We start from the raw sequence: 11647 nt of genomic DNA on the forward strand, positions 1-11647 counted from the left end.
GGGCGGATCAGCCGAGAGCGGCGGCCATGGCGGCATGCTCCGGTTCGGCTTCGGCCGGCGCTGTCGTGTAGCCGGAATCGAGTTCCTTCAGGCGGCCGTCGGCAAGCGAAAAGATCCAGCCGTGCACGAGCGGCGGCCGCTGCCGGCCATGCACGATCGGCGAAGCGCGCAGCAGCCGCACCTGTTCGAGCACGTTAAGTTCCGCCAGGCGGTCGGCGGCGGCCGTGTCGTCGAGTCCGTCGAGCGTGTCGCGATGGCGCCGTGCAAGCGCGCACAGCGGCGCGATGCGGCGCGCGACGTGCGGCAGGTCGGCCGGCGGCGGCAGCAGCGACGCGCGCACCCCGCCGCATCCGTAGTGGCCGCACACGATCACGTGGTCGACTTCGAGCACGCGCACAGCGTACTCGAGCACGCTCGCGGAATTGTCGTCGTCGGGATGGAACAGGTTCGCGATGTTGCGATGGACGAACAGCTCGCCGGGCACGCAGTGCGTGATGGTTTCGGCTGGCACCCGGCTGTCGGCGCAGCCGATCCACAGCACGCGCGGATTCTGGCCGCGCGCGAGTGCGTCGAAGAAACCGGGCGTGTGCTCGTGCGTCTCGCGGGCCCAGGCGATGTTGGCAACCAGCATGCTCTTGGGGCGATTCATGAGGACTCCTTTCTGATAAGGACAAACAAATACCGGACGAAGTGGAGCAATAGGATGCTTTCTAAATTGAAAGGTTCAATTTCATCCGATATTAGGGGTATGCCCTAACATCCGGTGCCAATGATACAAATTGTTTCAACTCGATCTGGCGAGGTGCACCGAATGCACCAATGCAACGCATGACATGTATCGTACATGCCTGTTTCCTCCTGGCGGCCGCGTGGCGCGGGGCTCATCGCGATGCTTTGGGCGCATATTCGATCGGAAAGGATTGCTGCTTCAATTCGAAATTAATCGAATATGACGGAAAAAATGAAATGGCCATTCACGCAGCAATTCGTGAATGGCCATTGTGAAAATTTCGCGTAAATGCGCAATCGATCCGATCAGAACAGATTGCGGCGGTCGGGATCGTGCAGCGGGTCCGGTGTTTTCTGCGTGGTGCGCAGGATGCCCTGCGGGTCGAAGTAGAAGCTGTACATCATGTACCAGACGTTGTCTTCGAGATAGCGGTAGGTCCATACCTCGCGCTTCATCAGCGGGAAGTAGGACGTCTCGACCGGGCGGCCGAAATTGACGAGCACGTCGGTCTTGGTCCACTTGCCGATATCCGCGCGATAGAACTCGCTCGGCTGCAGCACCTGGCGCACGTTGACGATCCGGTGGGCCGCGTCGACGTCGGCCGCGATGGTGATCTCGCCCATCGGCTGGGTCGGCCACATCAGGCGCTTGCCGCCGCCGGGCAGGTCGTAGATCTCGCGCGGCGGGCCCATGCGCGCGACGATCGCCGACTCGTCCTGGCCGGCCTGGTATTGCTGCCACGGTTGCGCACAGCCGGCGAGCAGCGCCGCCGCACAGGCGACCAGCACCGGCAGGCGCGCGGGAATGCGAATGCGCATGGGATCCTCCAGAACGCTCTAACCGTTCAGTTGTATCACGGACGGCGCGCGCCGGCGCATCGTGCCGAAAAAATCGGTGCGGATAGCCGGCCGGGTGTCGTCGGGCTATCGTTGCGCGCCGGGCTTGCGGCCGGCGCCGTCCGCGTCCTATGATCCGCGCTTCTCGGACGGGTTGAAGGGCAGGGAGCCGATGCAGCTGTGGAAACGGTACGCGCTCGCATGGAGCGCCGGGTGGATGCTGGCGTCGTCCGCGTTCGCGGCAGGCGAGCCGGTGCGGATCGCGCTGATCGAAGGGATGTCGGGCCCGTTCGCGAACGCGGGCGCGGCCGTCGAGCGCAACCTGCGCTTCGGCGTCGAGCGGGTCAACGCGGCGGGCGGCGTGAAGCTGCGTGACGGCGCGCACCCGCTCGAACTCGTCGTGCTCGACAGCAAGGGCAGCCCGGAGGAGGCGTTGGTGCAGCTGCGCGCGGCGGCGGACCGGCACATCGGTTTCGTCGCGCAGGGCAACAGCTCGGCGGTCGCGGCCGCGCTCGTCGCGGCGCTCGACAAGCTGAACGCGCGCAATCCGGACAGCCGGATGCTGTTCCTCAACTATTCGGCCGACGATCCGGCGCTGACCGGTGCGCGCTGCAGCTTCTGGCATTTCCGCTTCGACGCGCACGCGGGGATGCGGATGGCCGCGCTGGCGGACGTGATGGCGCGCGACCGCCCGCTGCGCAAGGTCTACCTGCTGAACCAGGACTACAGCTTCGGCCACGACGTCAGCGCGCTGGCGCGGCAGGCGCTGGCCGAGCGGCGCCCCGACGTGACGATCGCCGGCGACGAATTCCACCCGATCGGCCGCATCAAGGATTTCTCGCCCTATATCGCGAAGATCCGCGCAAGCGGCGCGGACGCCGTCGTGACCGGCAACTGGGGCAACGACCTCACGCTGCTCGTGAAGGCGGCGCGCGAGCAGGGGCTGAACGCGAAGTTCTATACGTTCTATGGCAACAGCCTCGGCGCACCGGCCGCGCTCGGCGATGCGGGCGTCGGCCGGGTGGTCGCCGTCGCGGACTGGCATCCGAACGCGGGCGGCGCGCAATCGGACGCGTTCTACCGCGCGTTCCGGACCCGTTTTCCCGCTGCCCCGGACGACTATCCGGTGCGACGGATGAGCCTGATGATCGAGATGCTCGCGGCGGCGATGAATCGCGCCGGCTCGTCCGACCCCGTCGCAGTGGCGCGCGCGCTCGAAGGGCTGTCGCTCGACGACGGCTTCCACGCGTCGTCGATGCGCGCGCAGGATCACCAGTTGATCCAGCCCCTTTATGTGATGGAAATGGACAAGGCCGGCACGCCGGGCGTGCGCTTCGACAACGAGGGCTCGGGATACGGTTTCCGGACCGTCCTCGCGGTGCCCGCGCAGCGCACGCAGATGCCGTCGACCTGCTCGATGACGCGCCCGTGACAGGAGGCGATGGAACGGCGTGCAGTTGTGCTACAATGCCCGCCGGTTGTAAGTCACGGCACGGCCATTCTTCCGTGTCCGCCTGTTAGTTAGCCAGTAGGAAACAAAGGAAATCTCATGTCTGTTGCAGATATCAAGAAGTCGGAAGTCGTTGCTCAGTTCGCCCGCGGTACCAACGACACGGGTTCGCCCGAAGTCCAGGTCGCACTGCTGACCGCACGTATCGTCGAACTGACGGGTCACTTCAAGACCCACGCGAAGGATCACCACAGCCGCCGCGGCCTGCTGCGCATGGTGAGCCGCCGCCGCAAGCTGCTCGACTACCTCAAGGGCAAGGATGCCGACCGTTACCGCGCGCTGATCGAGAAGCTGGGTCTGCGTAAGTAATCGAGGCGATTGCCGCCAGCAAGATGCCTGTGTCAGTCCGCTGATGCAGGCATTTTGTTTTTGCGCGGTGCGTAGCGTCACGCGCACCGCAGGTCGTCCGGCACGTGGGTGCCGGGCTGCCGGAACGGCTGATACCGGGGTCGGGATTTGTGTCATTCCAGCGCGCCGCTCGTCGAGCGGCGTGCTGGAATGGCATAAAAAACACACCTTGCTCCGGGTGATTCGGTCGGGACGCCGCCGCGCGGGATGGCCCGCACGGCGAATGAAATGAATGAATTCAAAGGAGCAACCATGTCCATGTTCAACAAGGTCGTGAAGGAATTCCAGTGGGGCCAGCACAAGGTGCGCCTCGAAACCGGTGAAGTCGCCCGCCAGGCGAGCGGTGCCGTGATCGTCGACGTGGAAGACACCGTCGTGCTGGCCACCGTCGTCGGCGCCAAGTCGGCGAAGCCGGGTCAGGACTTCTTCCCGCTGACCGTCGACTACCTCGAGAAGACCTACTCGGCCGGCAAGATCCCGGGCGGCTTCTTCCGTCGCGAAGGCCGTCCGTCGGAACACGAGACGCTGACGTCGCGCCTGATCGACCGTCCGCTGCGCCCGCTGTTCCCGGAAGGCTTCTACAACGAAGTCCAGGTCGTGATCCACGTGCTGTCCGTGAACCCGGAAATCCCGGCGGACATCCCCGCGCTGATCGGCGCATCGGCCGCGCTCGCCGTGTCGGGCCTGCCGTTCAACGGTCCGGTCGGTGCCGCGCGCGTCGCGTACATCGACAACGCCTACGTGCTGAACCCGACGCGTGACCAGATCAAGGCATCGAGCCTCGACCTCGTCGTCGCCGGTACGGAGCGTGCGGTGCTGATGGTCGAATCGGAAGCCGACCAGCTGCCGGAAGACGTGATGCTGGGCGCGGTCGTGTTCGGCCACGAGCAGATGCAGACGGCGATCGACGCGATCCACGAACTCGTGCGCGAAGGCGGCAAGCCCGAGTGGGACTGGCAGCCGGCACCGAAGAATGAAGCGCTGATCGCGCGCGTGACGGAACTGGCGCACGGCGACCTGCTCGCCGCTTACCAGCTGCGCGACAAGCAAGCGCGTTCGACGAAGCTGAAGGAAGTCTACGCGGCAACCTCGGCGAAGCTCGAGGAAGACGCGCTGGCGGCCGGCACGGTCGCGGCCGACAAGGCGACCGTCGGCAATATCCTGTTCGACATCGAAGCGAAGATCGTCCGTTCGCAGATCCTGAACGGCGAGCCGCGCATCGACGGTCGCGACACGCGCACCGTGCGTCCGATCGAGATCCGCACCGGCGTGCTGCCGCGCACCCACGGTTCGGCGCTGTTCACGCGTGGCGAAACGCAGGCGCTCGTCGTCGCGACGCTCGGCACGAAGGGTGACGAGCAGATCATCGACGCGCTCGAAGGCGAATACCGCGAGCGCTTCATGCTCCACTACAACATGCCCCCGTTCGCGACCGGCGAAACGGGCCGCGTCGGCTCGCCGAAGCGTCGTGAAATCGGCCACGGCCGTCTCGCGAAGCGCGCGCTGGTCAAGTGCCTGCCGAGCGCCGACGAATTCGGCTACTCGATCCGCGTCGTGTCGGAAATCACCGAATCGAACGGTTCGTCGTCGATGGCATCGGTGTGCGGCGGCTGCCTCGCGCTGATGGACGCCGGCGTGCCGATGAAGGCGCACGTCGCGGGCATCGCGATGGGCCTGATCCTCGAGGGCAACAAGTTCGCGGTGCTGACCGACATCCTCGGCGACGAAGATCACCTCGGCGACATGGACTTCAAGGTGGCCGGCACGGAGCAAGGCGTGACGGCGCTGCAGATGGACATCAAGATCCAGGGCATCACGAAGGAAATCATGCAGGTCGCGCTCGCGCAGGCGAAGGAAGGCCGCATGCACATCCTCGGCAAGATGACCTCGGCGGTCTCGGGTGCGAACACGCAACTGTCGGAATTCGCGCCGCGCATGATCACGATCAAGATCAACCCGGAAAAGATCCGCGACGTGATCGGCAAGGGCGGTTCGGTGATCCGCGCGCTGACCGAAGAAACCGGCACGACCATCGACATCTCCGATGACGGCGTCGTGACGATCGCGAGCACGAACAGCGAAGGCATGGCCGAAGCGAAGAAGCGCATCGAGCAAATCACGGCTGAAATCGAAGTCGGCCAGGTGTACGAAGGCACGGTGCTCAAGCTGCTCGATTTCGGCGCGATCGTGAACCTGCTGCCGGGCAAGGACGGCCTGCTGCACATCTCGGAAATCGTCAACGAGCGCGTGAAGGACATCAACGACTACCTGAAGGAAGGCCAGCAGGTGAAGGTCAAGGTGATCCAGACGGACGAGAAGGGTCGCGTGCGTCTGTCGGCGAAGGCGCTGCTGAACGAAGCAGCGGCGGCGTCGCATTCGGATACGCCGCCGCAGCAGTAAGCGGACAGGCGTGAGAACGGCCGGCAGTGCGAAAGCGTGCCGGCCGTTTTTTCTGTAGCATCGTTGTGCGGCGCAGCAGCGCCGGCGAGGCGCCCGTGCCGCGCACGGGTGCGCCACCCGATTCCGATCCTGGAGCGACCACCATGCAAGCCATCGAAATCACCGAATTCGGCGCCCCCGACGTGCTGAAGCTCGCGGAGCGTCCGCGCCCCGAACCGAAGCGCGGCGAAGTGCTGATCAAGGTGGCGGCTTCCGGCGTGAACCGGCCCGACGTATTCCAGCGCAAGGGCGCGTATGCGCCGCCGCCGGGGGCATCGGATCTGCCGGGCCTCGAGGTCGCGGGCGAGATCGTCGGCGGCGACCTGTCTGATGCGGCGCTGAACCCGTTCGGCCTGAAGCTGGGCGATCGCGTCTGCGCGCTGCTCGCGGGCGGCGGCTACGCCGAGTACGCGGTCGCGCCGCTGCCGCAATGCCTGCCGGTTCCCGATGGGCTGACCGACATCGAAGCCGCATCGCTGCCTGAAACGTTCTTCACGGTGTGGAGCAACGTGTTCGACCGCGCGCTGCTCGGCGCGGGCGAGGGCGGCGAGCAGGAAACGCTGCTCGTGCAAGGCGGCTCGAGCGGGATCGGCGTGACGGCGATCCAGATCGCGCACGCGCTCGGCTATCGCGTGTTCGCGACGGCCGGGAATGCCGACAAATGCCGGGCATGCGAGGCGCTCGGCGCCGAACGTGCAATCAACTACAAGACCGAGGACTTCGTCGAGGTCGTCAAGTCGCTGACGCACGATCGTGGCGTCGATGTGATCCTCGACATGGTCGCAGGCTCGTACGTGCCGCGCGAACTGTCCGCGCTCGCGGATGGCGGCCGCCTCGTGCTGATCGCGCTGCTCGGCGGGGCGAAGGCCGAGGTCAACCTGAACGAGATCCTGCGCCGCCGGCTGACGGTTACGGGCTCGACACTGCGTCCGCGTCCGGTCGAATTCAAGGCGCGCATCGCCGCACAGCTGAAGGCGCGCGTCTGGCCGCTGCTCGCGGACGGCCGCATCAAGCCCGTGATCTACCGCGTGCTGCCGGCCGGCGAGGCCGCGCAGGCGCATGCGCTGATGGAAAGCGGCGAGCACATCGGCAAGATCGTGCTCGATTGGGGTACGACCACCTAACGGCCGTGCGGCCGGACTTGACATGTGCGGTTTGACCGGTTCAAGCCGCGCGCAGTAAAATCGCGGGTTTGCTTCGCCAGATCCAACCTGACGGCCGGTTTCCGGTGCGTTAATGACAAGATAGTGACGAGACAGACACGATGTCGAAACAACGAACGAAGCGAGTGATCGGCAACTGGAAGATGCACGGCCGGCTGGCCGGCAACCAGGCATTGCTGAACGAAGTGGTGCAGGGCGCAGGCGCGGTGGCGGCCGAGACGTCGATCGGCGTGTGCGTGCCGTTCCCGTATCTCGCGCAGGTTCAGGCGCAGCTCGCCGGCGGCCGTGTCGCGTTCGGCGCGCAGGACGTGTCCGCGCACGAGCAGGGCGCGTTCACCGGTGAAGTGGCGGCCGCGATGGTGGCGGAGTTCGGCGCGCAGTATGCGATCGTCGGTCACTCGGAGCGCCGCGCGTATCACGGCGAGCGAAGCGAAACCGTCGCTGCGAAGACGCAGCGCGCGCTCGCGGCAGGCCTCACGCCCGTCGTGTGCGTCGGTGAAACGCTCGACGAGCGCGAAGCGGGTGCGACCGAGCAGGTGGTCGGTGCGCAGCTCGACGCCGTGCTGGCCGTGCTGACGGCCGACGAGGCGGCGCGCATCGTCGTCGCGTACGAGCCGGTCTGGGCGATCGGCACGGGCAAGAGCGCGACGTCGGCGCAGGCGCAGGACGTACACGCATTCCTGCGTGCGCGTCTCGCGGCAAAGGGGGCGGCGGACGTATCGGTGCTGTACGGCGGCAGCGTGAAGCCGGACAACGCGGAAGAGCTGTTCGCGCAGCCGGACATCGACGGCGGCCTGATCGGCGGCGCGTCGCTGAAGGCGGAAGATTTCCTGGCGATCTGCCGGGCTGCGCGTTGAGCGGTCCGGGGTCGAATTGAACCATGATGGCGGCCGGTCGGTCCGGTCGCCTGATCCAATCGGGTGGGTGTGATGCTGTTATTCAAGACGCTGATTATTGTCGTGCAGGTACTGTCTGCGCTGGGTGTGATCGGGCTGGTGCTGCTCCAGCACGGCAAGGGTGCCGACATGGGCGCTGCATTCGGCAGCGGCGCGTCGGGGAGCCTGTTCGGGGCGACAGGCTCCGCGAACTTTCTTTCGCGCACGACGGGCATTCTCGCGACGATCTTTTTCGTCGCGACGCTCGCACTGACGTATCTCGGTTCGTACAAGTCGACGCCGTCGGCCGGCGTGCTCGGCACGGCAGCGACCGCGCCGGCATCGGCACCTGCAGCATCGGCACCGGCAGTCGCGGCGTCCGCCGCGGTGGCGGGGTCGGCCGCAAGCGCGCCGGGCCAGGACGTCCCGAAATAAAAAGTTAAATTTTTTGCGGTTGTGCGTTGAACAAATCTGGAACTCGGGTTAGAATTTAATTCTTGAAGCGATTCGCGGGAAACGAGCAGTACAACCCGAGTTGCATGCAGTGCCGACGTGGTGAAATTGGTAGACACGCTATCTTGAGGGGGTAGTGGCGAAAGCTGTGCGAGTTCGAGTCTCGCCGTCGGCACCAAAGTTACTCAATGCCAGCCGCTTCTAGTGGCTGGCATTTTTCATTTGTGGGGTGTGCCTTGCGATTGTCTTGTGATTGCACGCACTCCGAAATGATTCCTTCCGCCGGAAGTGGTATTCTCCGGACGCTCAGAACCAACCGATAGAGGATTGCCTTGAACCTCGCAGCCTATTACCCCGTCTTGTTGTTCCTCCTCGTGGGCACTGGTTTAGGTATAGCGCTGGTCAGCATCGGCAAGCTCCTTGGTCCCAACAAGCCGGACGTCGAGAAGAACGCACCGTACGAGTGCGGCTTCGAAGCCTTTGAAGACGCCCGGATGAAATTCGACGTCCGGTACTACCTCGTCGCCATCCTGTTCATCATCTTCGATCTCGAAACCGCATTCCTGTTTCCGTGGGGCGTCGCGCTCCGGGACATCGGCTGGCCGGGTTTCATCGCAATGATGATTTTTCTGCTCGAATTCCTGCTGGGCTTTGCCTATATCTGGAAGAAAGGCGGCCTCGACTGGGAGTGATGGGTTAATCGCCGGTTTGCATGGGCGGCCACGCTGGGCCGCTCGTCTGGAGTGGAAAGCAAATGAGTATCGAAGGGGTCTTGAAGGAAGGGTTTGTCACCACGACGGCTGACAAGCTGATCAACTGGACGCGTACCGGCTCGCTGTGGCCGATGACGTTCGGGCTCGCGTGTTGCGCCGTCGAGATGATGCATGCGGGCGCGGCCCGTTACGACCTGGACCGGTTCGGGGTCGTGTTCCGTCCGAGCCCGCGTCAGTCGGACGTGATGATCGTCGCCGGCACGCTGTGCAACAAGATGGCGCCCGCGCTGCGCCGCGTGTACGACCAGATGGCCGAGCCGCGCTGGGTGATCTCGATGGGGTCGTGCGCGAACGGTGGTGGCTACTACCACTACTCGTACTCGGTGGTCCGCGGTTGCGACCGGATCGTGCCGGTCGACGTCTACGTGCCGGGCTGTCCGCCCACGGCCGAGGCGCTGGTCTACGGCGTGATCCAGCTTCAGGCGAAGATCCGCCGCACCAACACCATCGCCCGTCAATAAAGCCCCGAGCGTCCCCTCAATATGGCAAGCAAAATCGAGACCCTCAAGGCCAACCTCGAAGCCGCGCTCGGCGCGCGCGTGGTGAGCCTCACCGAAGCGATCGGTGAACTGACGCTCGTCGTGAAGGCGAGCGATTACCTCGAAGTCGCAAAGACGCTGCGCGACGATCCGAAGCTCCGTTTCGAGCAGCTGATCGACCTGTGCGGCATCGACTATCAAACGTACGGCGACGGCGCCTACGACGGCCCGCGTTTCGCGGCCGTGTCGCAGCTGCTGTCGGTCACGAACAACTGGCGCCTGCGCCTGCGCGTGTTCGCGCCGGACGACGATCTGCCGATCGTGGCGTCGCTCGTCGACATCTGGACCTCCGCAAACTGGTACGAGCGCGAAGCGTTCGACCTGTACGGCCTCGTGTTCGAGGGTCACCCCGACCTGCGCCGCATCCTCACCGACTACGGCTTCATCGGCCATCCGTTCCGCAAGGACTTCCCGGTGTCGGGCTATGTCGAAATGCGTTACGACCCGGAAGAGAAGCGGGTCGTCTACCAGCCGGTGACGATCGAGCCGCGCGAAATCACGCCGCGCGTGATCCGCGAGGATCGCTATGGCGGTCTGAAACATTAAGGGGGCGTCATGGCAGAAATCAAGAACTACACCCTCAACTTCGGCCCGCAGCACCCGGCAGCGCACGGCGTGCTGCGCCTGGTGCTCGAGCTCGACGGCGAAGTCATCCAGCGTGCCGATCCGCACATCGGCCTGCTGCACCGCGCGACCGAAAAGCTCGCGGAAAGCAAGACCTTCATCCAGTCCGTGCCGTACATGGACCGTCTCGACTACGTGTCGATGATGGTCAACGAGCATGGCTACGTGCTCGCGATCGAGCGCCTGCTCGGCATCGACGTGCCGGAGCGCGCGCAGTACATCCGCGTGCTGTTCGACGAGATCACCCGCGTGCTGAACCACCTGATGTGGATCGGCGCGCACGCACTCGACGTCGGCGCGATGGCCGTGTTCCTGTACGCATTCCGCGAGCGCGAAGACCTGATGGACGTGTACGAAGCGGTGTCCGGTGCCCGGATGCACGCGGCGTACTACCGTCCGGGCGGCGTCTATCGCGACCTGCCTGACGCAATGCCGCAATACAAGGCGTCGAAGATTCGCAACGAGAAGGCGCTCGCGAAGATGAACGAAGCGCGCAGCGGCTCGGTGCTCGACTTCATCGACGACTTCTTCACGCGCTTCCCGAAGTGCGTCGACGAATACGAAACGCTGCTGACCGACAACCGGATCTGGAAGCAGCGTCTGGTCGGGATCGGCGTCGTCAGCCCGGAGCGTGCGCTGCAGATGGGCCTGACGGGCCCGATGCTGCGCGGCTCGGGCATCGCCTGGGACCTGCGCAAGAAGCAGCCGTACGAAGTGTACGACCGCATGGATTTCGACGTGCCGGTCGGCGTGAACGGCGATTGCTACGACCGCTATCTGGTGCGCGTGGAAGAAATGCGCCAGTCGGTCCGTATCGCGAAACAGTGTATTGAGTGGCTCCGCAAGAATCCGGGCCCGGTGATGACCGACAATCACAAGGTTGCGCCGCCGTCGCGCGTCGGCATGAAGACCAACATGGAAGACTTGATTCACCACTTCAAGCTCTTCACCGAAGGTTTTCACGTGCCGGAAGGCGAGGCGTACGCGGCAGTCGAGCATCCGAAGGGCGAGTTCGGCATCTACCTCGTGTCGGACGGTGCCAACAAGCCGTATCGCCTCAAGATCCGCGCACCGGGCTTCGCGCACCTCGCGTCGCTCGACGAAATGGCGCGCGGTCACATGATTGCCGACGCCGTCACGATCATCGGTACGCAGGACATCGTGTTCGGCGAAATCGATCGCTAATGGTTGCGCCGCTTGCGCGAGCGGGCGGCGAGCGGTCAGTCACACGCGAAGTCACATGCGGTATGCGCCGAGCCGGCGCGGCTTCGCAAGCTGTCAACAGTGAGCGCCAGGTCTGCCGTCCATGCACAGCAGTGCGGCAGGTTGTTCGTTCGGTAGGAATTGAAAGAGTCGT

General features: G+C 64.8%; 12 protein-coding genes and 1 tRNA gene. 11 read left to right on the forward strand and 2 right to left on the reverse strand.

All coding sequences use genetic code 11. From position 1 onward, the window contains the following. Window positions 1-7: 7 nt before the first annotated feature. Window positions 8-649, reverse strand: coding sequence for a carbonic anhydrase (locus tag DIE12_RS14495; protein WP_124522486.1), 642 nt, complete (start codon window positions 647-649; stop codon window positions 8-10). 386 nt (window positions 650-1035) lie between these two features. Continuing rightward, window positions 1036-1548, reverse strand: a complete 513-nt coding sequence (locus tag DIE12_RS14500) for a hypothetical protein (RefSeq protein WP_124487226.1) — start codon at window positions 1546-1548, stop codon at window positions 1036-1038. Window positions 1549-1738: 190 nt separating this feature from the next. Between DIE12_RS14500 and DIE12_RS14505 the strand changes: the two genes are divergently transcribed. The 11 genes from DIE12_RS14505 (at window position 1739) to DIE12_RS14560 (ending at window position 11475) form a co-directional block, all read left to right on the forward strand. Further along, complete coding sequence (locus DIE12_RS14505; RefSeq protein ID WP_124522506.1) at window positions 1739-2998, forward strand: branched-chain amino acid ABC transporter substrate-binding protein; 1260 nt, start codon at window positions 1739-1741, stop codon at window positions 2996-2998. A gap of 117 nt (window positions 2999-3115) precedes the next feature. Next, the gene (rpsO, locus tag DIE12_RS14510; protein WP_006398792.1) at window positions 3116-3385 is read left to right on the forward strand and encodes a 30S ribosomal protein S15; all 270 of its coding nucleotides are present in this window, start codon (window positions 3116-3118) and stop codon (window positions 3383-3385) included. A 291-nt stretch (window positions 3386-3676) separates the two neighbouring features. Continuing rightward, window positions 3677-5824: a polyribonucleotide nucleotidyltransferase gene (gene pnp / locus DIE12_RS14520; RefSeq protein ID WP_044844667.1), complete on the forward strand. Its 2148-nt coding sequence runs from the start codon at window positions 3677-3679 to the stop codon at window positions 5822-5824. 143 nt (window positions 5825-5967) lie between these two features. After that, entirely contained in the window at window positions 5968-6987 is a 1020-nt protein-coding gene (locus tag DIE12_RS14525; protein WP_044844666.1) for an NAD(P)H-quinone oxidoreductase, read from the forward strand. 140 nt (window positions 6988-7127) lie between these two features. Continuing rightward, a complete protein-coding gene (gene tpiA, locus DIE12_RS14530) occupies window positions 7128-7883 on the forward strand; it encodes a triose-phosphate isomerase (RefSeq protein WP_124522488.1) in 756 nt (251 codons plus the stop codon). A 72-nt stretch (window positions 7884-7955) separates the two neighbouring features. Beyond that, window positions 7956-8336, forward strand: a complete 381-nt coding sequence (gene secG / locus DIE12_RS14535) for a preprotein translocase subunit SecG (protein WP_042977371.1) — start codon at window positions 7956-7958, stop codon at window positions 8334-8336. A gap of 111 nt (window positions 8337-8447) precedes the next feature. Continuing rightward, a tRNA-Leu gene (locus DIE12_RS14540) sits at window positions 8448-8532 on the forward strand. A gap of 154 nt (window positions 8533-8686) precedes the next feature. Continuing rightward, window positions 8687-9046 carry an NADH-quinone oxidoreductase subunit A gene (locus DIE12_RS14545; RefSeq protein ID WP_006398798.1) on the forward strand — a complete coding sequence of 120 codons (360 nt, stop codon included), beginning with the start codon at window positions 8687-8689 and terminating at the stop codon, window positions 9044-9046. A gap of 62 nt (window positions 9047-9108) precedes the next feature. Continuing rightward, complete coding sequence (locus tag DIE12_RS14550) at window positions 9109-9588, forward strand: NADH-quinone oxidoreductase subunit B family protein (RefSeq protein ID WP_006398799.1); 480 nt, start codon at window positions 9109-9111, stop codon at window positions 9586-9588. Between the two features lie 21 nt (window positions 9589-9609). Next, entirely contained in the window at window positions 9610-10212 is a 603-nt protein-coding gene (locus DIE12_RS14555; RefSeq protein ID WP_044844664.1) for an NADH-quinone oxidoreductase subunit C, read from the forward strand. 9 nt (window positions 10213-10221) lie between these two features. Further along, a complete protein-coding gene (locus DIE12_RS14560) occupies window positions 10222-11475 on the forward strand; it encodes an NADH-quinone oxidoreductase subunit D (RefSeq protein ID WP_044844663.1) in 1254 nt (417 codons plus the stop codon). Window positions 11476-11647 lie beyond the last annotated feature (172 nt).

The organism is Burkholderia sp. Bp9015, assembly GCF_003853505.1.
In the GTDB taxonomy this organism is placed as follows: Bacteria; Pseudomonadota; Gammaproteobacteria; order Burkholderiales; family Burkholderiaceae; genus Burkholderia.

What these genes read in the sequence shown, in the direction of transcription:
- DIE12_RS14495 (WP_124522486.1), bottom strand. Translation starts at nt 649, where the DNA reads ATGAATCGCCCCAAGAGCATGCTGGTTGCCAACATCGCCTGGGCCCGC.
- DIE12_RS14500 (WP_124487226.1), bottom strand. Translation starts at nt 1,548, where the DNA reads ATGCGCATTCGCATTCCCGCGCGCCTGCCGGTGCTGGTCGCCTGTGCG.
- DIE12_RS14505 (WP_124522506.1), top strand. Translation starts at nt 1,739, where the DNA reads ATGCAGCTGTGGAAACGGTACGCGCTCGCATGGAGCGCCGGGTGGATG.
- rpsO (WP_006398792.1), top strand. Translation starts at nt 3,116, where the DNA reads ATGTCTGTTGCAGATATCAAGAAGTCGGAAGTCGTTGCTCAGTTCGCC.
- pnp (WP_044844667.1), top strand. Translation starts at nt 3,677, where the DNA reads ATGTCCATGTTCAACAAGGTCGTGAAGGAATTCCAGTGGGGCCAGCAC.
- DIE12_RS14525 (WP_044844666.1), top strand. Translation starts at nt 5,968, where the DNA reads ATGCAAGCCATCGAAATCACCGAATTCGGCGCCCCCGACGTGCTGAAG.
- tpiA (WP_124522488.1), top strand. Translation starts at nt 7,128, where the DNA reads ATGTCGAAACAACGAACGAAGCGAGTGATCGGCAACTGGAAGATGCAC.
- secG (WP_042977371.1), top strand. Translation starts at nt 7,956, where the DNA reads ATGCTGTTATTCAAGACGCTGATTATTGTCGTGCAGGTACTGTCTGCG.
- DIE12_RS14550 (WP_006398799.1), top strand. Translation starts at nt 9,109, where the DNA reads ATGAGTATCGAAGGGGTCTTGAAGGAAGGGTTTGTCACCACGACGGCT.
- DIE12_RS14555 (WP_044844664.1), top strand. Translation starts at nt 9,610, where the DNA reads ATGGCAAGCAAAATCGAGACCCTCAAGGCCAACCTCGAAGCCGCGCTC.
- DIE12_RS14560 (WP_044844663.1), top strand. Translation starts at nt 10,222, where the DNA reads ATGGCAGAAATCAAGAACTACACCCTCAACTTCGGCCCGCAGCACCCG.